The sequence below is a fragment of the Arthrobacter sp. 05N33_2 genome (genome assembly GCF_056397425.1).
In genome coordinates this window covers 68797-88599 of record NZ_JBFTNJ010000006.1, presented here as the reverse complement: position 1 = coordinate 88599, position 19803 = coordinate 68797, and the positions used below count along the sequence as shown (strand labels likewise).

17 protein-coding genes are annotated in these 19803 nt (G+C 69.4%); 11 read left to right on the top strand and 6 right to left on the bottom strand.

The window, feature by feature from the left end; all coding sequences use genetic code 11:
* Nucleotides 1-40 precede the first annotated feature (40 nt).
* The 3 genes from treZ (at nucleotide 41) to AC1DHX_RS06195 (ending at nucleotide 4163) form a co-directional block, all read left to right on the top strand.
* A complete protein-coding gene (gene treZ / locus AC1DHX_RS06205; RefSeq protein ID WP_476858966.1) occupies nucleotides 41-1846 on the top strand; it encodes a malto-oligosyltrehalose trehalohydrolase in 1806 nt (601 codons plus the stop codon).
* 15 nt (nucleotides 1847-1861) lie between these two features.
* Complete coding sequence (gene mgrA / locus AC1DHX_RS06200; RefSeq protein ID WP_476850284.1) at nucleotides 1862-2902, top strand: L-glyceraldehyde 3-phosphate reductase; 1041 nt, start codon at nucleotides 1862-1864, stop codon at nucleotides 2900-2902.
* A gap of 175 nt (nucleotides 2903-3077) precedes the next feature.
* Nucleotides 3078-4163: an inositol-3-phosphate synthase gene (locus AC1DHX_RS06195; protein ID WP_018773719.1), complete on the top strand. Its 1086-nt coding sequence runs from the start codon at nucleotides 3078-3080 to the stop codon at nucleotides 4161-4163.
* An 85-nt stretch (nucleotides 4164-4248) separates the two neighbouring features.
* Here the strand turns inward: AC1DHX_RS06195 and AC1DHX_RS06190 are convergent, their stop codons facing one another.
* The 3 genes from AC1DHX_RS06190 to mshA all read right to left on the bottom strand — a co-directional run bounded on the left by AC1DHX_RS06190 (nucleotide 4249) and on the right by mshA (nucleotide 8370).
* Complete coding sequence (locus AC1DHX_RS06190; protein WP_476858965.1) at nucleotides 4249-5166, bottom strand: DUF559 domain-containing protein; 918 nt, start codon at nucleotides 5164-5166, stop codon at nucleotides 4249-4251.
* A 136-nt stretch (nucleotides 5167-5302) separates the two neighbouring features.
* Nucleotides 5303-7015, bottom strand: coding sequence for a formate--tetrahydrofolate ligase (locus AC1DHX_RS06185; protein ID WP_476858964.1), 1713 nt, complete (start codon nucleotides 7013-7015; stop codon nucleotides 5303-5305).
* An 89-nt stretch (nucleotides 7016-7104) separates the two neighbouring features.
* The gene (gene mshA, locus AC1DHX_RS06180; RefSeq protein ID WP_243181048.1) at nucleotides 7105-8370 is read right to left on the bottom strand and encodes a D-inositol-3-phosphate glycosyltransferase; all 1266 of its coding nucleotides are present in this window, start codon (nucleotides 8368-8370) and stop codon (nucleotides 7105-7107) included.
* Between the two features lie 127 nt (nucleotides 8371-8497).
* On the opposite strand from mshA, the gene AC1DHX_RS06175 reads away from it, so the two are divergent.
* On the top strand, nucleotides 8498-9025 hold the full coding sequence (locus AC1DHX_RS06175) for an N-acetyltransferase family protein (RefSeq protein ID WP_476858963.1): 528 nt from the start codon (nucleotides 8498-8500) through the stop codon (nucleotides 9023-9025).
* Nucleotides 9026-9093: 68 nt separating this feature from the next.
* On the opposite strand, the gene AC1DHX_RS06170 is transcribed toward AC1DHX_RS06175, so the two are convergent.
* Nucleotides 9094-10554, bottom strand: a complete 1461-nt coding sequence (locus AC1DHX_RS06170; protein ID WP_476858962.1) for a family 4 glycosyl hydrolase — start codon at nucleotides 10552-10554, stop codon at nucleotides 9094-9096.
* 93 nt (nucleotides 10555-10647) lie between these two features.
* Between AC1DHX_RS06170 and AC1DHX_RS06165 the strand changes: the two genes are divergently transcribed.
* The 6 genes from AC1DHX_RS06165 to tsaD all read left to right on the top strand — a co-directional run bounded on the left by AC1DHX_RS06165 (nucleotide 10648) and on the right by tsaD (nucleotide 16126).
* Complete coding sequence (locus AC1DHX_RS06165; RefSeq protein WP_476850291.1) at nucleotides 10648-11739, top strand: carbohydrate kinase family protein; 1092 nt, start codon at nucleotides 10648-10650, stop codon at nucleotides 11737-11739.
* 200 nt (nucleotides 11740-11939) lie between these two features.
* Nucleotides 11940-13160, top strand: a complete 1221-nt coding sequence (gene alr / locus AC1DHX_RS06160) for an alanine racemase (RefSeq protein ID WP_028275756.1) — start codon at nucleotides 11940-11942, stop codon at nucleotides 13158-13160.
* Nucleotides 13157-13843: a tRNA (adenosine(37)-N6)-threonylcarbamoyltransferase complex ATPase subunit type 1 TsaE gene (tsaE, locus tag AC1DHX_RS06155; protein ID WP_476858961.1), complete on the top strand. Its 687-nt coding sequence runs from the start codon at nucleotides 13157-13159 to the stop codon at nucleotides 13841-13843. The genes alr and tsaE overlap by 4 nt, the downstream gene beginning before the upstream one ends.
* Nucleotides 13843-14514, top strand: coding sequence for a tRNA (adenosine(37)-N6)-threonylcarbamoyltransferase complex dimerization subunit type 1 TsaB (gene tsaB / locus AC1DHX_RS06150; RefSeq protein WP_028275754.1), 672 nt, complete (start codon nucleotides 13843-13845; stop codon nucleotides 14512-14514). The genes tsaE and tsaB overlap by 1 nt, the downstream gene beginning before the upstream one ends.
* Before the next feature lie 47 nt (nucleotides 14515-14561).
* Nucleotides 14562-15029 carry a ribosomal protein S18-alanine N-acetyltransferase gene (rimI, locus tag AC1DHX_RS06145; protein WP_476850367.1) on the top strand — a complete coding sequence of 156 codons (468 nt, stop codon included), beginning with the start codon at nucleotides 14562-14564 and terminating at the stop codon, nucleotides 15027-15029.
* On the top strand, nucleotides 15026-16126 hold the full coding sequence (tsaD, locus tag AC1DHX_RS06140) for a tRNA (adenosine(37)-N6)-threonylcarbamoyltransferase complex transferase subunit TsaD (protein ID WP_476858960.1): 1101 nt from the start codon (nucleotides 15026-15028) through the stop codon (nucleotides 16124-16126). The genes rimI and tsaD overlap by 4 nt, the downstream gene beginning before the upstream one ends.
* Before the next feature lie 83 nt (nucleotides 16127-16209).
* Here tsaD and AC1DHX_RS06135 read toward each other — a convergent pair whose 3' ends face one another.
* Complete coding sequence (locus AC1DHX_RS06135) at nucleotides 16210-17361, bottom strand: glutamate--cysteine ligase (RefSeq protein ID WP_476850296.1); 1152 nt, start codon at nucleotides 17359-17361, stop codon at nucleotides 16210-16212.
* A 308-nt stretch (nucleotides 17362-17669) separates the two neighbouring features.
* On the opposite strand from AC1DHX_RS06135, the gene AC1DHX_RS06130 reads away from it, so the two are divergent.
* Nucleotides 17670-18503, top strand: coding sequence for a shikimate 5-dehydrogenase (locus AC1DHX_RS06130; protein ID WP_476858959.1), 834 nt, complete (start codon nucleotides 17670-17672; stop codon nucleotides 18501-18503).
* A 37-nt stretch (nucleotides 18504-18540) separates the two neighbouring features.
* On the opposite strand, the gene AC1DHX_RS06125 is transcribed toward AC1DHX_RS06130, so the two are convergent.
* Nucleotides 18541-19764: a class I SAM-dependent methyltransferase gene (locus AC1DHX_RS06125; protein ID WP_476858958.1), complete on the bottom strand. Its 1224-nt coding sequence runs from the start codon at nucleotides 19762-19764 to the stop codon at nucleotides 18541-18543.
* Between the last annotated feature and the right edge of the window lie 39 nt (nucleotides 19765-19803).

Sequence of the window (19803 nt, the reverse complement as noted above, 5' to 3'; positions counted from 1 at the left end):
ATATGGGGAAAAGTACCGACATGGGGAACGGAAGAATGCCATGACCTCGCCTGCACACGGAAGCGACCGCTTCGATCTCTGGGCACCGGAAGCGCAGGACGTCACGCTCCTCGCTGACGGCCGGAAGTACGACATGACCCGCCGCGGCGCGGAGGCACCCGGCTGGTGGACCGCCGCCGGGGCGCCCGCCGCCGGGGACGTGGACTATGGCTACCTGGTGGACGGGGATCCCACCCCGCTGCCGGACCCGCGGTCCCGCCGCCAGCCCGCGGGCGTGCACGCGCTCTCCCGCACGTTCGACGCCGGAGAATACCAGTGGGCTGACGGCCAGTGGGCGGGGCGGGAGCTCAAGGGCGCCGTCATCTACGAACTCCATGTGGGCACCTTCACGCCGGAGGGAACACTGGACGCCGCGGCAGGGAAGCTGGCGTACCTGGCGGAGCTGGGCATCGACTTCGTCGAGCTGCTGCCGGTCAACGGGTTCAACGGCACCCACAACTGGGGCTACGACGGTGTCCTCTGGTACGCCGTGCACGAAGGCTACGGCGGACCCGCCGCGTACCAGCGCTTCGTGGACGCCGCCCACGCCGCCGGCCTGGGCGTCATCCAGGACGTCGTCTACAACCACCTCGGCCCCAGCGGCAACTACCTTCCCCGGTTCGGGCCCTACCTGAAATCGGGGGAGGGCAACACCTGGGGCGACTCGGTTAACCTGGACGGCCCGGAGTCGGACGAGGTGCGCCGCTACATCCTGGACAACGCCGCTATGTGGCTGCGGGACTACCACGTGGACGGCCTGCGGCTGGACGCCGTGCACGCCTTCAAGGACGAGCGCGCCGTGCACCTGCTGGAGGACTTCGGCGCCCTCGCCGACGAAATAGCCGCCGAGACCGGACGCCCGGCCACGATGATCGCGGAATCGGACCTGAACAACCCGCGCCTGCTCTACCCGCGGGACACCAACGGGTACGGGCTGGCCGGGCAGTGGAGCGATGACTTCCACCACGCCGTCCACGTCAACGTCAGCGGCGAAACCACCGGCTACTACGCCGACTTCGACTCGATCGGGGCGCTGGCCAAGGTCCTGGAGCGCGGGTTCTTCCACGACGGCAGCTACTCCAGCTTCCGCGCCCGCCACCACGGCCGGCCCATCGACCCGGCCCAGGTCCACCCGGCCGCGCTGGTGGTGTGCAGCCAGAACCACGACCAGATCGGCAACCGTGCCACCGGGGACAGGCTGTCCCAGACCTTGGGCTACGGGCCGCTCGCGCTCGCCGCCGTCGCCACCCTGACTTCGCCGTTCACGCCCATGCTGTTCATGGGCGAGGAATACGGGGCCACCACCCCGTGGCAGTTCTTCACCTCCCACCCGGAACCGGAGCTGGGCAAGGCGACGGCCGAGGGCCGGATCAGGGAGTTCGAGCGCATGGGCTGGGACCCCGCCGTCGTCCCCGACCCGCAGGATCCGGAGACCTTCACCCGGTCCAAGCTGGACTGGGCCGAGGCCTCGGGAGGGGACCACGCCCGCCTCCTGGAGCTGTACCGGGCGCTCATCGCGCTGCGCCGCACCACGCCGGACCTGACGGAACCCGGTTTCGAGGACACCGCCGTCGACGTCAGCGAGGGCGAGGGCTGGCTGCTGCTGCGCCGCGGCCGCACCGAGGTGGCGATGAACTTTTCCGCCGAGGCGCGGCGGGTCCCGGTCCGCGGGGCGGCCCTGGCCCTGGCAACCGACGACGGCGTCCGGCTGGACCCGGCTTCCGATGCTGAACCCGCTCCTGGCGGCGCGGCGCCGGCCACACCACTGCATCTACCCGGCCACAGCGCCGCGGTTCTCACCCACTAAGGCAGGATATGACGTATGACATATTTGGCAGCTGATACCCGCTACGACTCCATGCCCTACCGCCGCGTGGGGCGCAGCGGCCTGAAACTTCCGGCCATCTCACTGGGCCTGTGGCACAACTTCGGCGACGACAAGCCGTTCGAGATCCAGCGCGCCATCCTGCGCCGGGCCTTCGACCTGGGCGTCACCCACTTTGACCTCGCCAACAACTACGGCCCGCCCTATGGCAGCGCCGAGACCAACTTCGGCCGCCACTTCAAGGACGACTTCAAGCCGTACCGCGACGAGCTGATCATCTCCAGCAAGGCCGGCTACGACATGTGGCCGGGCCCGTACGGCAACTTTGGCTCCCGCAAGTACCTGCTGGCCAGCCTGGACCAGTCGCTGGGCCGGATGGGCCTGGACTATGTGGACATCTTCTACAGCCACCGCCCGGACCCCGAAACGCCGATGGAAGAAACCATGGGCGCCCTGGACCAGGCCGTGCGCTCCGGCAAGGCGCTCTACGCAGGCATTTCGTCCTACACCCCGGAACAGACCATCGAGGCCGCGGGGATCCTCAAGGAACTCGGCACCCCGCTGCTGATCCACCAGCCCAGCTACTCCATGCTCAACCGCTGGACCGAGAACGGCAGCCCCAACCTCTTCGAGGCGCTGGAGCAGGTGGGCGCCGGATCCATCGCGTTCTCGCCGCTGGCCCAGGGCATGCTCACCGACCGCTACCTGAAGGGCATTCCGGCCGACTCCCGGGCCGCCCAGCACAAGTCCCTGGGCGAATCCATGATCACCGAGGAGAAGCTGGACCGCGTGCGCGGGCTCAACCGGATCGCCGAGGGCCGCGGGCAGACGCTCGCGCAGCTGGCCATCGCCTGGATCCTGCGCGATCAGGGCAAGGGCTCGTCGGTCACGTCCGCACTGGTGGGCGCGTCCAGCGTCCGGCAGCTTGAGGACACCTTGTCGGCGATCAACAACCTGGATTTCACGGCCGATGAGATCGACGCGATCGATGAATTCGCCGTCGAATCAGATATCAACCTGTGGGCCCAGAAGTCGTAGGCATCCGCAGTTAACACAAGTGCCGGGGCCGCCGGGGAACAACCGCGGCCCCGGCGGCGTTGACTAGACTACTAAGGGCGCCTTACGGCGTCGTGTCCGCCTGCCGCCCGCACAACTGATGCAGTACCTCAGAGTGCGGCCGCGCCGGTCACCCTTGTTTCTCAAAAGGAGTTCCGTGTCTTCACATCCGATTCGTGTTGCAATCGTCGGCGTAGGTAACTGCGCCGCTTCGCTGGTCCAGGGCGTCCAGTACTACAAAGATGCCGACCCCAAGGCCACGATCCCGGGCCTGATGCACGTGGAGTTCGGCCAGTACCACGTCGGCGACGTCCAGTTCGTTGCCGCGTTCGACGTCGACGGCAAGAAGGTGGGGCAGGACCTGTCCGACGCCATCCTGGCCAGCGAAAACAACACCATCAAGATCGCCGACGTCCCGCCGACCGGCGTCACGGTCCAGCGCGGCCACACCCTGGACGGCCTGGGCAAGTACTACCTCGAGACCATCGAGCAGTCCCCGGAGGAGCCGGTCGACGTCGTCCAGGCCCTCAAGGACGCCCAGGTTGACGTCATGGTCTGCTACCTGCCGGTCGGCTCCCAGCAGGCCGCCGAGTTCTACGCCCAGTGCGCGATCGATGCCGGCGTGGCGTTTGTCAACGCCCTGCCGGTCTTCCTGGCCGGCACCAAGGAGTGGGCGGACAAGTTCACCGCCGCGGGCGTGCCGATCGTGGGCGATGACATCAAGAGCCAGATCGGTGCCACCATCACGCACCGCGTCATGGCCAAGCTGTTCGAGGACCGCGGCGTCACCCTGGACCGCACGTACCAGCTGAACGTCGGCGGCAACATGGACTTCAAGAACATGCTCGAGCGCGACCGCCTGGAGTCCAAGAAGATCTCCAAGACCCAGGCCGTCACCTCCAACGTCGAGGCCGAGCTCGCCGCCAAGGACGTCCACATCGGCCCGTCCGACTACGTCCAGTGGCTTGATGACCGCAAGTGGGCCTTCGTCCGCCTTGAGGGCCGCAACTTCGGCGACGCCCCGGTGTCGCTGGAATACAAGCTCGAAGTCTGGGACTCGCCCAACTCCGCCGGCGTGATCATCGACGCCATCCGTGCCGCCAAGATCGGCCTGGACCGCGGCATCGGCGGCCCGCTGGTCTCGGCGTCGAGCTACTTCATGAAGTCCCCGCCGGAGCAGTTCAACGACGACCTCGCCCGTGAAAAGGTCGAGGCCTTCATCCGCGGCGACCTGGAGCGCTAACCGCCTTCCCCACCCCCGGTTGCCCTATCACTTGCGGCTCCTAAACCTCTGGTTTGGCCGCTGCAAGTGATAGGGCAACCGGCGTTTAACGGGGACGAAGGGCGGAGCGGACTCTTTGGGCCGCGCCGCGGAAATCATCCGCAAGATCGTCAGCGTTGAACTTGAAGTACCGCCAGCCGGCCGCGTTGAACGATTCGTCGCGTCGGTTATCCCGGGACTGCTGTTCGCGCGTCAGGTGGTGCCCGCCGTCGTACTGGATGGCCACCCGCTGCCGGCGGTAGCCGAGGTCAGCGGCGGGCGAACGGGGGTCTTCCGGCGCAATCCGGAGCTGCAACTCCGGTTCCGGCAACCCGGCCGCGGTCAGCGCCAGGCGCAGGAACGTCTCGGGGGCCGAGTCGGCACCGGGCCGGATGAGTGCCGTCGCCTGGCGTGCTTTCACGATTCCCTTGAGCTTTGGGTGCCGTTTCAGCATCGCGGTCAGTTGGGGAAGGGTGGCCCACGGCTCCGTGCGGCCTTCCAGTTCAGGGCGTGGCCGGCGCACGAGTTGGTCGCCCACTGCCACGAGATCGTCCAGCGGCAGGATGCGGGCAAGGTCCAGCCAGGTCCGGGCGGGTGATGAAATGCGGATGCCGTCCAGAACCATGAGCTCGTCGTCGAACGCAAGGACGGTGTGCCCGACCACGCCCTCACGCCGGACCGGCGGCAGGGCCCTGCGTTTGCTGAGATGCAGTTCGCGGCAGCCGCGGTACCAGGATGGGAGCCACAGCCCCAGCAGTACTGCGGCCGTGAGGTGCGAAATCCACGCACCCGGCGTCGCAACTGACAGGGCACGGGCCAGGCTTCGGAGTTCAAATTCCCAGCCTGTGGGCACATGGATCAGCCGGCCCGCCGAGGTGATGTCGGAGGAACGGAGCCGTGCGCTGCCCAGGCTCGCGGCCCGCGCCTCATAGACCGTGAACGGGGCGGCGGAAAGGTGGGCCGGCAGGGGTGCTGGTGGGTGCATGCGGACCATTCTTGTCCGAACCCCATGTCGCCGCTCCGGTTATCCACAGCCCCCGTTGCGCTATCACTTGGAGCGGTCAAAGAGACGGCATGGCAACCCAAAGTGATAGCGCAACGGTGAGGGAGCATCGGGTGGGTTAGAAGAGGCCGACCGGGTTGCCGGCGTCGTCGACGTCCATCCGCATCGCTGCCGGCACCTTGGGCAGGCCCGGCATGGTCATCACGGCGCCGGTGAGGGCAACGATGAAGCCCGCACCGGTCTTGGGGATGAGATCCCGGACGTGGATGGTGAAGCCCTTGGGCGCGCCGAGGCGGGTGGCGTCGTCGGTGAAGGAGTACTGGGTCTTCGCCATGCACACCGGCATCCCGGACCAGCCGTTCTTCTCGATCTCGGCCAGCCGTTTGAGCGCGGGCACGGAGAAATCCACGCCGTCGGCGCCGTAGATCTCCTGCACGATGGTCCGGATCTTGTCCTCCACGGACATCTCCAGCGGGTACAGGTGCCGGAAGTCGTGCGGGGCGTCGATCGCGGCCGCCACCTTCGCCGCGAGCTCGTCGCCGCCGTCGCCGCCACCGCCGCGGCCCCAGACATCGGCCACCGCGGCCTGGACACCCTCCGCGGCGCACCACTGAAGCAGCCAGTCCAGCTCCTCGGCGGTGTCCGTGGCGAATTTGTTGACCGCCACGACCGGGGTGATGCCGAACTTCTCGACGTTGCGGATGTGGCGCCGCAGATTGGCGACGCCGGCGGCCAGCGCATCCACGTTGGGCTCCTTGAGCAGGTCTTTCGGCACGCCGCCGTGCATCTTGAGCGCCCGGACGGTGGCCACGAGGACGACGGCGGACGGGGCGACGTCGGCCATCCGCGCCTTGATGTCCATGTACTTTTCGGCGCCGAGGTCCGCGCCGAACCCCGCCTCGGTGATGACGATGTCCGCAAGGCGGCGGGCCGTCTGCGTGGCGATGAGGGAGTTGCAGCCGTGGGCGATGTTGGCGAAGGGCCCGCCGTGCACCAGCGCCGGGGTGCCGGCGATGGTCTGCACGAGGTTGGGTTTGATCGCGTCCTTGAGCAGCATGGTCAGGGCGCCCTGGACGCCGAGGTCGGCCACGGTGACGGGCCGGCGGTCGTAGGTGTAGCCGAACGTGATCCGGCCGAGCCGGTCGCGCAGATCGTTCAGGTCCGTGGCGAGGCAGAACACGGCCATGATCTCCGAGGCCACGGTGATATCGAAGCCGTCCTGCCGCGGCGTGCCCTGGGCGGGCCCGCCGAGGCCGATCACGACCTCGCGGAGGGACCGGTCGTTCATGTCCAGGACGCGCTTGAACGTCATCCGGCGCGGATCGATGTTGAGCTCGTTGCCCTGGAAGATGTGGTTGTCCACGAGGGCCATGAGGGCGTTGTTCGCCGAGGTGATGGCGTGGAAATCGCCCGTGAAGTGCAGGTTGATCTGGTCCATCGGCAGCACCTGGGAGTAGCCGCCGCCGGTCGCGCCGCCCTTCATGCCCAGGATGGGGCCGAGCGAGGGTTCGCGCAGTGCGATCATCACGCTGTGCCCGGCCCGGGCCAGGGAATCCGCGAGCCCCACCGTCGTGGTGGACTTGCCTTCGCCGGCGGGGGTGGGCGACATCGCGGAGACCAGCACCACCTTGCCGGGCGCGCGCACGGGGGCGCCCGCCGGAACGGTCAGCTTCGCCGGGTCGATCTTGGCCTTGTAGGGTCCGTAGAATTCCAGCGCGTCCGGGGCGATGCCGGCGGCCGCCGCAATCTCCCCGATCGGCTTCATGACTGCCCGCTGGGCAATTTCCAGGTCGCTGGGGACGTTGTTCCCGGCAGTGGTGGTCTCAGACATCGTTGTCCTTCGGCTCGTGGCGTCGGCGGGTTTGTCCCGGTCCGGTGTTGCCGGGCGGGGTTGGAGCGGGCGGAGGTGGTGGAACCGGTTCAGGGTGTGTGGCCCACCGGGATGGTCAGGCTTCCAAAATACTGGCTTACGGCGGTGTGGTAGCTCTCCAGCGTAATCGCGGCGGTGCGTTGCCAGCCGAACTCCTGGGCATGGATCGCGGCGGCGCGCCCCATGTCGGTGCGGGTTTGGGTGTCGTCGAAGAGCGACTCGAGGGCGTCCGCCCAGTCGCTGGCCTTGTGGCCCTCGATCAGCATCCCGGTCCGTCCGTCCTGGACGGCGCGGGAGAGGCCGCCGACTTTCGTGGCGAGGACCGGCGTCCCGCAGGCCTGCGCCTCCAGCGCCACCAGGCCGAAGGACTCGCTGTAGGAGGGCATCACCACGACGTCGGCGGACCGGTACCAGCCGGCCAGCTCCGGGGCGTTCACCGGCGGGTGGTGGGTGGCGACGTCGTCCATTCCGGCGGCGCTGATCAGCGTCTTGAGGTTGAAGTCCTTGGCGCCGCTGACGGCCCCCAGGATGGTCAGCTGCAGGTCGATGTCCGGGCGCCGGGAGCGCAGGAGCGCCGCCGCCTTGATCAGGATCTGCGGGCCCTTGAGCCGCTGGATACGGCCTGCGAACAGCAGATGGAACTTGCCCGGGGCGATGCCGTGCTGGGCCCTGGCCCGGTTCCTGAAGGCCGGCGTGAAGACGGCCAGGTCCACGCCGGGCGGCGCGACGTCGATGTGGTCGATGTCGGCGTTGTAGTGCGAGACCAGCTCGGCCGCTTCGGTGCCGGTATTGGCGATCAGCCGGGTCGCGCCGTCGACAATCCGGTGCTCGCCGTCCTCACGCCGCCGAGGCTCGGGCTGTTCGCCGGACTCGAGGAGCTGGTTCTTGACCTTCGCCATCGTGTGCATGGTGTGGACGAGGGGCAGCCGCCACAGCTCCGCGAGCTCCAGCCCGGCCACCCCTGAGACCCAGTAGTGGGAATGGATGACGTCATACCGGCCGTGCGGCTGGAGCTGCCGGATCCGGTTGATCTCGGCGACCATGCTGTGCAGCAGCCCCGGGAGCTCCTCCTTGGGCAGCTTACGGGGCGGGCCGGCGAGGACGTTGTGCACGCACACGCCCGGGGACGGGTGTTCGACGGCGGGCTGCGTGGCCGAGGTGGACCGGGTGAAGATCTCCACTTCCACGCCGGTTTCGGCGAGGGCGGCGGCCAGCGCCCGGACGTACACGTTCATGCCGCCGGCGTCACCGGAGCCGGGCTGTTCCATGGGCGAGGTGTGCAGGGAAAGGAAAGCGACGCGGCGGATCAGCGACACGATTCCCCTTTCCTCTGCCCATTTCTTTCTGCCCAATGCATGTCGATAAAACATTACTCCTGAAGTGCCGCCCGGTTCACGGGCCCGTTCGGTTCGCAGACCGGGGCGTGCTGCTAACGTGGCCGCTGTGAACACAACGACAGGACAAGAACCTGCAGCCGGCTGGACCATCCGGGAGGCCCGCCCGGAGGACTGGCCGGGCATCTGGGCGATCCTGGAACCCGTCGTCCTGGCCGGGGAGACCTTCACCTGGGACCGGGACACCGCCGAGGACGAGGCCCGCGCACGCTGGTTCAAACAGGCGCCGGGCCGGACGTTCGTCGCGGTTGCCTCCGACACCGGCGCGATTCTTGGCACCGGCGAGCTGCACCCCAACCAGGGCGGCGGCGGCAGCCATGTGGCCAACGCGGGTTACATGGTCCACCCGGGCCAGGCCGGCCGCGGACTGGCCCGGGCCCTCTGCGCCTATTCGCTTGACGCCGCGCGCGACGCCGGTTTCCGGGCCATGCAGTTCAACGCCGTGGTGGAAAGCAATGTCAGGGCCGTGGCTGCGTGGAAATCCATGGGCTTCGAGGTGCTCGCGACCATTCCCGAGGCGTTCAACCACCCTGAACTGGGCTACGTGGGCCTGCACGTGATGTACCGAAAGCTGTAGGGTTGCCGGCCCGGTGCCGCGGGACGCCGGGACGCTGATGTTGGCGGGCCGTTAAGGCCCGCGGGCAGCTACGGCCCGCCGTGCCAGAGACGGCCCAGTTCCGGGAAGGCTGCTTCATAGCCGGCCAGCAGTTTTCCAGCGAGGTCATCCGAGTCCACGAGCGGATGCCTGGCGAACGCGGCGAGGGCCGCCTCCCGCCGGCCGGTCGTCGCCGCCTCCACCACGAGCCGTTCGACGTCCTTGACGCGCCGCAGCAGCTCCAGTTGCGCCGGTCCCGGGCGGTCCTGCGGGACCGGCCTGGCGCCGTGGGGCGTCACCCGGCACGGAACTTCGACGACGGCGTCGGACGGCAGCCCCGGGACAGCCGGCACCACCTGTGCTCCGGACCCGGCGCCGCCCGCTTCCGGGCCGGTGGGCGCCGCTTCCGGGCCGGCGGACCCGGGGGTGGTGACGGCGTTGCGCGTGTTGAGGATCAGGTCCGCCGCGCCGCCGCCGGAGAGGGCGCGCATGGCCGCCAGCGCCACCCGCTCGTAGCCGCCGCCGGCGAGGTCGGTCTCGTCGCGGCGTTCGCCCGAGGTGCGGGCCTCCGCGAGGTAGCCCTCCTCGCGGGACCGGCGGGCATCCTCCCACAGCGCAAAAGCCTCGGCTCCGGCGGCAGCCAGGCGGGGATAGAGTTCGGTCTGCTGCCGGGCGATCGATTCCCCCCGGGTCTGACCTGCGGCGCGCATGCCGGCCACCGCACGAACGGTGTCGTAGTAGTAGAAAAGATATTCATTCGGCAGGCAGCCAAGGCTGGCCAGCAACCCGGGCGGGAACAGCCGGCCTTCCTCGAATTCCGACAGCGCCGCAGGGTTCGCGAGCAGTGCCGGGAGGGCGTCCCGGCCCCCGGCCTCCAGCCGGTACAGCCAGCCGAGGTGGTTCAGGCCGTAGTAGCCCACGCCGCCGAGCGTGCCCTCGGGCAGCGCGACGCCGGCGGCCCGCGCCGCGCGGTGCACCAGGCCGCTGGCGGAGTCGCAAATCCCGATCACCCTGGGACCGAGCACGGGGACCAGGGCCTCCGTGACCATGCCGGCGGGGTTGGTGAAGTTGAGCAGCCACGCCCCGGGGCAGCGGCTCCGCATTTCCTCCGCGAGCCGCAGCATCGGCGGAATGGAGCGCAGCGCGTAGGAGATCCCGCCGGCGCCGGTGGTTTCCTGGCCCAGGAGTCCGAGGTCCAGGGCGATCCGCTCGTCGGCGGTCCGGCCGGCCGTGCCGCCGGGCCGGATGGCGGCGAAGACCATGTCGGCGCCGTCCAGGGCCTCGGAGAGCGAGGACACGGCACGGATCTGCGGGCCGGAACCCGGCGGGCCGGAACCCTGCGGGCCCTGCCGGGCCAGGGAGGCCAGGACCGCCTCGATGGCCGCCAGCCTGGCGGGGTCGACGTCGTAGAGCACCAGCTCCCGCACCAGCCCCGCGAAAGGCCCGGCAGAGAGCGCCCGGTAGACCAGGGGGACGCGGAAGCCGCCCCCGCCGGCGATCGTGAGCCGCATGCGGACAGTCTATTCCCCGCCTTGTTCGCCGCCGGTTTGGGCCCCGCTTTCCCCTGGTATCCCTCGACGGCGGTACGGCGTAATGTGCCGTATATGGACGCGACCCCGGCGCGGCGATTTGATCCGCTCTCTGCCGTCCGCAGCCCGGCCGCGGACGGATTCGACCTGCTCCTGACCGGGACCGTGTTCCAGGACATCATCTTCACCGGGCTGCCCCACGCGCCGCAGCCCGGCACGGAAATCTGGAGCGACGGGATGGGCAGCTGCCCCGGGGGCGTCGCCAATCAGGCCATCGCAGCCTCCCGGCTGGGACTGCGGACCGGTCTTGCCGCCGTGTTCGGCGATGACGGCTACGGTGACTACAACTGGAAGATTCTGGCCGCCCAGGAACACGTGGACCTGTCCCTGTCCCGGCGTGTTCCGGGCTGGCATTCGCCCGTCACGGTGTCCTTGAGCGTGGAGAAGGACCGGTCCATGGTGACGCACGGGCACCCGGCGCCGGTGACTTCCACCGAGCTGGTCGGTTGCCCGCCGCCGGCGCTCGCAGCCGTTGCGGAGCTGGGGGAGGAACTCGAACCGTGGGCTGTCGACGCGCACAAGAACGGCGTCCAGCTGTTCGGCGATGTCGGCTGGGACCCCACCGGCGCGTGGTCCTCGACCCGGCTGGACCACCTGAAGTATTTCCATGCTTTCATGCCGAACCAGCACGAGGCCATGAACTTCACGGGCTGCGACGACCCCTGGTCCGCCCTGTACTCGCTTGCGGACCGGGTTCCGGTGGCGGTGGTCACCCTCGGCGCCCAGGGTTCCATGGCCGTGGATTCGGAAACGGGGGAGGAGGAGTGGGTCCCGTCCCTGCCGGTCCGGGCCTACGATCCCACCGGCGCCGGTGACTGCTTCGGTGCGGCCTTCATTGTCGGCTCCCTGGCCGGCTGGCCGCTGGGAGACCGTCTCCGCTTCGCCAATCTGTGCGCCGCCCTGGCCGTCCAGGAGGTGGGCGGCTCGCTGGCCGCGCCCGGCTGGGGCGACATTGCCGACTGGTGGCAGCGGGCCAACGCACGGAAGGAACGGCAAAGCAGCCAATGGCTTCGCCGCTACCGTTTCCTGGAAGAGATCGTGCACGACGTCCCGCCCGAGGCGCAGCGGCGCGCGACGGCGACCATCGCCCACCAGTCCGACGCGTAGACGGGCCGGCGCGGCTGGGCTTTCGTGGCTGGCACCAGTGGACATGTCCTCCGCTGGGGCCGGATTCGTGGGCATGGACCCGTTTTGCGCGGCCTTGGGTGTGAAGATTGGGCATGTCCCGCGGGGAGGAATGGGCATGTCCAGCGGTGGCCGGGCCCGGCCGATTATTCGGCCCGCAGCGCCGCGCCTAGAATCGTTAGGTGACTTACCAAGCAGCAACAGGCGATCTCCTGCCCGGTTCGGCGGCAGTGCCGGCCCACGCTGAGGAGCGCTCAGCCGTAATCGATCTCGACGCCATCCGGCACAACGTCCGCCGCATCGCAGCGGTGGCCTCACCCGCGCAGGTCATGGCCGTGGTCAAGGCCGACGCCTACGGGCACGGCGCCGTCCAGGTGGCCCGCGCGGCCCTCGGCGCGGGGGCCAGCTGGCTTGGCGTCGCCCACATTTCCGAGGCCCTCGCCCTGCGCGCCGCCGGGATCGAGGCGCCGCTGCTGGCCTGGCTGCACACCCCGGACAGCAACTTCGCCGCGGCAGTGGCCGCAGGAATCGACATCGGCTGCTCGGGCTGGGAACTGGACCGGATCGTGGCCGCGGCCCGCGAGCAGGAACGGCCCGCCCGCGTCCACTTGAAGGTCGACACCGGGCTCGGCCGCAACGGCGCCACCCTCGACGCCTGGGACAGCCTGGTCGGCGAAGCCATGGAACACCAGGACCAGGGCCTGCTCCGGGTCGTGGGGATCTTCTCCCACCTGGCCGTCGCCGACGAACCCGAACGGCCCGAAACCGACGAGCAGCTCGCCGCGTTCCGCCAGGTCCTCGCCGTCGCCCAGGACGCCGGCGTGGACCCCGAGGTCCGCCACCTCGCCAACACCCCGGCCACCCTCTCCCGGCCGGACACCCACTTTGACCTCGTCCGCGTGGGGCTGGGCCTGTACGGGCTGTCACCCTTCGAAGGGCAAAGTCCGGCCGAGCTCGGGCTGCGCCCGGCCATGACGGTCCGCACGGTGGTCTCGCACTGCAAGGACGTGCCCGCCGGGCAGGGCGTTTCCTACGGGCTGAACTACCGCACGGACGGCGTCAGCACCCTCGGGCTCATCCCGCTGGGCTACGCCGACGGCGTGCCGCGCATCGCCACCGGCGGCCCCGTCCGGGTCGAGGGCGTGAACTATCCGGTAGTGGGTCGCATTGCGATGGACCAGATGGTGATCGACCTCGGACCCCGCCACGTGGCGGCCGGAGGCCCGAGCATCCTCGGCGCCGAGGCAGTGCTGTTTGGCGACGGCGCCGACGGCGGACCCACGGCAGATGACTGGGCCAAGGCCGCCGGTACAAACAACTACGAGATCGTCACCAGGATCAGCCCCCGCGTGCCGCGCCGCTACCTGAACGAAGAGCCCTCCACCGGCGAAGAGCGGCCGTGAGCGCGCCCGCGTGGGAACGGAGCCTTGAGGTCCACACGGCGGCGCAGACGCATGCGCTCGCCGCGGCCCTCGGCGCCGTGCTGGAAACCGGCGATCTGCTGGTCCTGACCGGCGAACTGGGTGCCGGCAAGACCACGTTCACGCAGGGGCTGGGGGAGGGCCTGGGAGTGCGGGCCGGCATTATCTCGCCGACCTTTGTCCTGGTGCGCATCCACCCCAACCTGCCCGGAGGACCCCGGCCGGGCGGACCGGACCTGGTGCATGTGGACGCCTACCGGCTGGAGTCGGCCGCTGAAATCGACGACATCGATCTTGAAAACACCATGGACAGCGCCGTGACGGTGGTCGAGTGGGGCCGCGGCCGGGTTGAGCACCTCAGCGACAGCCGGCTGGAGGTGGAACTCCACCGCACCCGCGGAGGCGCCGCCGCTTCCGCCGAAACCCCCGAAGCCCCCGCCGAAACCGGCGCCAGTCCCGTTCTGGATTTCGACACGGACGACGACGACGAGCCGCGGACCGTCGTGATCCGCGGCTTCGGTCCGCGCTGGGCTGAAGCGCCGACGTTGCCCGGTGCCGAGCCCCTGCCCGGGACCATGCCCGGCGCCGGGCCCCTGTCCGAGACCATGCCCGGCGCCGGGCCCCTCCCCGGGACCACGCCCCAGACCCCGGAACGGAATCCCTGATGCTGATCCTCGCCATCGACACCTCAGCTGTCGCCAGCGCCGCCCTGGTCTCCGATGATGCGCCGGAATCCGTGCTCGCCAGCTTCGCCACCGAGGACACGCGCACCCACGCGGAGGTCCTGGCCCCGGGGATCGACGGGCTCCTGGCTGAGGCCGGCGTCAGCGGCCACGACGTCGACGCTATCGTCACCGGCGTCGGCCCCGGCCCGTTCACAGGACTGCGCTCCGGGATCGTCACGGCCCGCACCCTCGCCTTTGTCTGGGGCAAGCCGCTGTACGGCGTCATGAGCCTGGACGCGATCGCCCTGGAAGTAGCCGAATCCACCGACTCGGCCGCGGAGTTCATTGTCGCCACCGATGCGCGCCGCAAGGAAGTGTACTGGGCCCGGTACACCCTCTCCGATGCCCAGCTGCCGCATCTGGAGGACGGCCCGCACGTGGGATTCGCCGCGGACCTGCCGGATCTGCCCGTGTACGGTGCAGGGGCAGGAATCTACTCCGACGCCGTCAAGGCGGTCGCGGAATTCAGCACCCGCCAGCCGGAGGCCCTCTCGCTCGGCCAGTTCGCACTCGCCCGGCTCTCCGCGGGGGAACAGCTCCTGGACTCCACCCCCCTGTACCTGCGCGAATCCGACGCCCAGGTGCCCGGACCCCGGAAGCGTGCCCTGTGAGCGCGGAGCGAGCCGTCCGGCTGCCCGGCGGAGTCACCCTGCGGGACATGGACGCCGCGGACATCCCCGCCATCCACGCCCTGGAACTCCGGCTCTTTCCCGTGGATGCCTGGCCGCTGCAGATGTTCCACGACGAGCTGGCGCAGGTGGATACCCGCCGCTACCTCGTGGCGGAGACCCACGGCGGGATCGTGGGCTATGCCGGGCTCATGTGCATCGAACCGATCTCGGACGTCCAGACGATCGCCGTGGTGCCCGAGCAGGAAGGCAAGGGCATCGGCTCTGCCCTGCTCACCGAGCTGATCGCGGAAAGCCGGCGCCGGCACGCCCAGGATGTGCTGCTCGAGGTCAGGGCGGACAACCCCCGGGCCCAGCAGCTCTACCTGCGCTTCGGCTTCGAACAGATCCACATCCGGCCCCGCTACTACCGGGACGGCGTCGACGCCCTGATCATGCGGCTCCAGCTGCCCCGCGAACCGCTCAGCCCCCAGCCAACGGAAGCAGGCCGACCATGAACCGCACCCAGCCGCTCGTGCTCGGCATCGAGTCCTCCTGCGACGAAACCGGCGTCGGCATCGTCCGGGGGACCACCCTGCTGACGAACACCGTCTCGTCCTCCATGGACGAACACGTCCGCTTCGGCGGCGTGATCCCCGAGATCGCCTCCCGCGCCCACCTCGAAGCGTTCGTCCCCACCCTCGAGGAGGCCCTCGCGGAGGCGGGAGTGACGCTCGCGGACATCGACGCGATCGCCGTCACCTCCGGGCCGGGCCTGGCAGGTGCCCTCATGGTGGGAGTGTGCGCGGCCAAGGCGCTCGCCGTCGCCACCGGCAAACCGCTCTACGCCATCAACCACCTGGTGGCGCATGTCGGCGTCGGGCTCCTGCAGCAGGGCGCCGTCGCGCCGTCGCCGCAAACAACGCCGCACGCCCTGCCGGAGAATATGGGCGCGCTCCTGGTCTCCGGCGGCCACACCGAGATCCTGCGGATCCGGAGCATCACGGACGACGTCGAGCTGCTGGGCTCCACGATCGATGACGCCGCCGGCGAAGCGTATGACAAGGTGGCGCGGCTTCTGGGCCTGGGCTACCCGGGCGGTCCGGCCATCGACAAGCTCGCGCGCACGGGCAACGCCAAAGCCATCCGGTTCCCGCGCGGGCTCACCCAGCCCAAGTACATGGGGACCGCCGAGGAGCCCGGGCCGCACCGCTACGACTGGTCCTTCAGCGGGCTCAAGACCGCCGTCGCCCGCTGCGTGGAGCAGTTCGAGGCCCGCGGCGAGGAGGTGCCCGTGGCGGACATCGCCGCGGCCTTCCAGGAAGCCGTGGTGGATGTAATTACCGCCAAGGCAGTGCTCGCCTGCCGCGAAAACGGCATCACGGAGGTCCTTCTGGGAGGCGGGGTCGCCGCCAACTCGCGGCTCCGCCAGCTCACCGAACAACGCTGCAGTGCGGCCGGCATCCGGCTGACGGTGCCGCCGCTGCCGCTGTGCACGGACAACGGCGCCATGGTGGCCGCGCTCGGGGCGCAACTGGTGATGGCCGGCGTGAAACCGAGCGGGATCGGCTTTGCGCCGGATTCCTCAATGCCGGTCACGACCGTCTCCGCTTGAGGCCACAGCCTGAGGCTTCGTCCGCGTGGAGCTAGACGGCCTGGGGCTTCGGCCGCCTGCGTGGCGGCTGTTGGGCGCCGGAGCTAGGCGTCCGGGCCCTGGCGCATCTGCTTGACCAGGTCCAGGACGACGGCGCGCAGGTCCCCGCCGTGCTCGGCGGCGACCCGGCGCTGCCGCTGGTAGCCGGCGCCGCGCTCGATGATCTTCTCGACGTCGGCCAGTTCGGCGCTGCAGCCCAGCTTCGCCGCCACCGGCTCAAGCCGCTTGAGCGTCTCGCGCAGGTGCTCTGTTACGAGCTGCTCGTTGCCGTCGGCGTCGAGGATGATGATCGCGTCCAGGCCATACCGGGCCGCGCGCCACTTGTTTTCCTGCACATGCCACGGGGGCATCGTGGGAATGGTGCCGCCGTTGTCCAGCGTCGTGGAAAACTCGTCGACGAGGCACTGCGTCAGGGCGGCGATGGCCCCGACTTCCTCGAGCGTGGCCAGGCCGTCGCAGATGCGCATCTCGATGGTGCCGAAGTGCGGGACGGGCCGGATGTCCCAGCGGATCTCCGAGAGCGAATCGATCACGCCGGTGGTGAACATGTCCTGGGCGTACGCCTCGAAGTCCTCCCAGCTGGAGAACTGGAAGGGCAGCCCGGCGGTCGGCAGCTGCTGGAACATCAGCGCCCGCTGGGAGGCGTATCCGGTGTCCTCGCCGCCCCAGAAAGGGCTGGACGCGGAGAGCGCCTGGAAGTGCGGAAAGTAATTGACCAGGCCGTCCAGCACCGGAAGGACCTTGTCCCGGCTGTCGAGTCCGACGTGCACGTGGACGCCGTAAATGACCATCTGCCGGCCCCACCACTGGGTCCGGTCAATGAGCTTGGCGTAGCGTTCCTTGTCCGTGACGGGCTGCAGCTGGGGCGGGCTGAAGGGGTGGCTCCCGGCGCAAAAGATCTCCACACCCATCGGATCGGTCACGTCCCGGACCGCCGCGAGCGAGCTGCTCAGGTCCGCCTTGGCCTCCGCAACAGTGGTGCAGATGCCCGTGACGAGCTCCACGGTGTTCAGCAGCAGCTCCTGCTTGATGTGCGGGTGCTCGTCGTCCTCATTGAGTTCGGGATGCCGGGCAGCGACGCCGCGCAGCACCTGGTTCGCCACGGAGGCCAGCTCGCCGGTCTCGGCGTCGACGAGCGCCAGCTCCCATTCCACGCCTAGGGTCGACTGCCTGGATGAAGCGAACTCGATCTTCATGTGGTCCCTTCACTGTTCTGCTGTCGCTGGCCGTGGTCCTGGTGGGGAAATGCGCTGGCGAACATCCTCGGACATGCCTCTGGACATGGCACCGGCGGTGTCACGTGCAATTTCCCACACACCAGTGCGCCGGCCGGGGGCCGGCAGGGCTACGGGTGGTCCAAGTCTAGTGCAGGGGCGGCCCCGGGACGGTGTCAAAGTTGCCGCTGGTGCGTGAGTGTATTCACAACGTCGCTGGTCAGCGACGGCGCGCGCGGTTCCGCGTTGGGCTGCGGGTGGCCGGAGCGATCCTGGCGTTTAATGGAGCTGTGCCCATTCTGAACAAAGACATGACCCTGTGTATCTCGCTCTCGGCCCGGCCCAGCAACAACGGGACGCGCTTCCACAACCACCTGTACGAACAGCTGGGCCTGAACTGGATCTACAAGGCCTTTGCCCCCACCGACCTCGCCCAGGCGATCGCCGGGGTGCGCGGCCTCGGCATCCGCGGCTGCGCCGTGTCCATGCCTTACAAGGAGGACGTGATCGCCCTCGTTGACGTCATGGACCCGTCGGCGAAGGCCATCGACTCGGTCAACACCATCGTCAACGACGGCGGCCGGCTCACGGCGTACAACACCGACTACACCGCAATCGAGCAGCTCCTGCAGAGCAATGCAGTCCCCACGGACTACTCGGTGCTGGTCCTGGGCTCCGGCGGCATGGCCAAGGCCACCGTGGCCGCGCTCCGGGATGCCGGGTTCAAGGACGTGACCGTCGTGGCCCGCAACGAGGGCTCCGGCCGCGCCCTGGCCGAACAGTACGGCTTCGCCTGGCGCGCGGACCTGGGCTCTGCGGCTTCCGGTACCGGCACGGCGGACATGCTCATCAACGTCACCCCCATCGGGATGGCCGGCGGCCCGGACACCGCCTCGCTGCCCTTCCCGCAGGAGGCCATCGATGCCGCCAAAGTGGTGTTCGACGTCGTCGCGCTCCCGGCCGAGACACCGCTGATCAAGGCCGGCCGCGCGGCCGGCAAGACCGTGATCACCGGAGCCGAGGTCGCCACGATCCAGGCGCTCGAGCAGTTCGTGCTGTACACCGGCGTCCGGCCGACCGACGAGCAAATCCGGGCAGCCGAGGAGTTCACGCGGGCCCAATAGCCCCGCCGTTTCGTCCCGGGATTCCGGGACGCCGGTGCTAGACCGGCTCCACCGAGACGGCCACCCGGTCCTCGCCGATCCTGGTGAGGACCAGGGTGGCGGATTTCTTGTCCTTGTGCTTTGCGCTGCCGCCGGGCAGGAGTTGCTTGCGCAGCTCTTCGGGCGTGACAGCCATACCGCGCTTCTTGATGTCCAGGACCCCGATGCCTTGATCCTTGACCCAGGTCTTGAGTGCTTTGACGTTGAACGGCATCACCTCCAGGACCCTGTACGCCTTGGCGAACGGGGTGTCATGCAGCTCCGGGGCGCAGATGTAGGCGATGTGCTCGTCCACGAGGTGCCCGCCCAGCTGGAGGGCGACGTCGGCCACCAGGCCGGCGCGGATCACCGCGCCGTCGGGCTCATACAGGTACCCCTCCACGGGTCCCACGGGCGCCACCGGGCCGGCACCGAAGTCCTCGCCGCTGGTGAGCTCAGCGGAACCAAGGGGTCCGAGCACGAGGGCCGCGCGCCGCACCCCGGGACGCCGCACCGCGTTGAACCACAGGGCCACCTCGGTCACGTCCCCGCCCACGGAGACCCACTGCGCCTCGCAGCCGGCCGGCACGGAATCGTGCGGCATGCCCGGTCCCATCTTCACGCCAACGGCGCGCCCGGAGCCGGCGAGTGACTCCACGAAGGACAGCGGCGGGGAAAAATCCTCCGGATCCCAGATCCGTTTGGTACCCGAGGTGGACGTCGTGCGCCGGGCCGGGTCGAGCCAGACGCCGTCGATCCCCTCGAGCGATACCGACGTGGCATCGGCATGGACCACGGTGGCATTGCGGAACGGGATCAGGTTCATCGTGGCGCAGGCGGCCGTGGCCTCATCCATTTCCACGGCCGTGACCGTCAAGTCCAGGGATGCCAGGGCCATGGAGTCCGCCCCGAGCCCGCAGCCGAGATCCGCGACGTGGCCGATCCCGGCCTCCGCGAACCGCTGCGCATGCCGCGCCGCCACCGTGAGCCGGGTGGCCTGCTCCAGACCGGCCTTCGTGAAAATCATCTGCCGGGCGAATTCGCCGAACTTCGCCTCGGCCTTGGTCCGCAGCCGGGACTGGGTGAGCACGGCCGAGACCAGCTCGGGGGAGTGGCCGGCCTTGCGCAGCGACGCCGTGAGGCGGAAGGCCTCGTCCTCGCGGTACGGGCCCAACGACGCCAGCAGCTCCCAGCCCTCGGGGGTGAGGATCGGGGCAATATATTCCTGCGGTGCGTCAGTCATGGCATCCAGCGTAGTTGAGGTCAGCGGGCGCGCTGTGAC

Bases quoted from the DNA above. Each gene is read 5' to 3' on its own strand.
- AC1DHX_RS06165 (WP_476850291.1), top strand. From the start codon at position 10,648: ATGGACGCGACCCCGGCGCGGCGATTTGATCCGCTCTCTGCCGTCCGC.
- mgrA (WP_476850284.1), top strand. From the start codon at position 1,862: ATGACATATTTGGCAGCTGATACCCGCTACGACTCCATGCCCTACCGC.
- AC1DHX_RS06190 (WP_476858965.1), bottom strand. From the start codon at position 5,166: ATGCACCCACCAGCACCCCTGCCGGCCCACCTTTCCGCCGCCCCGTTC.
- AC1DHX_RS06185 (WP_476858964.1), bottom strand. From the start codon at position 7,015: ATGTCTGAGACCACCACTGCCGGGAACAACGTCCCCAGCGACCTGGAA.
- AC1DHX_RS06135 (WP_476850296.1), bottom strand. From the start codon at position 17,361: ATGAAGATCGAGTTCGCTTCATCCAGGCAGTCGACCCTAGGCGTGGAA.
- rimI (WP_476850367.1), top strand. From the start codon at position 14,562: ATGGACGCCGCGGACATCCCCGCCATCCACGCCCTGGAACTCCGGCTC.
- tsaD (WP_476858960.1), top strand. From the start codon at position 15,026: ATGAACCGCACCCAGCCGCTCGTGCTCGGCATCGAGTCCTCCTGCGAC.
- treZ (WP_476858966.1), top strand. From the start codon at position 41: ATGACCTCGCCTGCACACGGAAGCGACCGCTTCGATCTCTGGGCACCG.
- tsaB (WP_028275754.1), top strand. From the start codon at position 13,843: ATGCTGATCCTCGCCATCGACACCTCAGCTGTCGCCAGCGCCGCCCTG.
- AC1DHX_RS06170 (WP_476858962.1), bottom strand. From the start codon at position 10,554: ATGCGGCTCACGATCGCCGGCGGGGGCGGCTTCCGCGTCCCCCTGGTC.
- AC1DHX_RS06125 (WP_476858958.1), bottom strand. From the start codon at position 19,764: ATGACTGACGCACCGCAGGAATATATTGCCCCGATCCTCACCCCCGAG.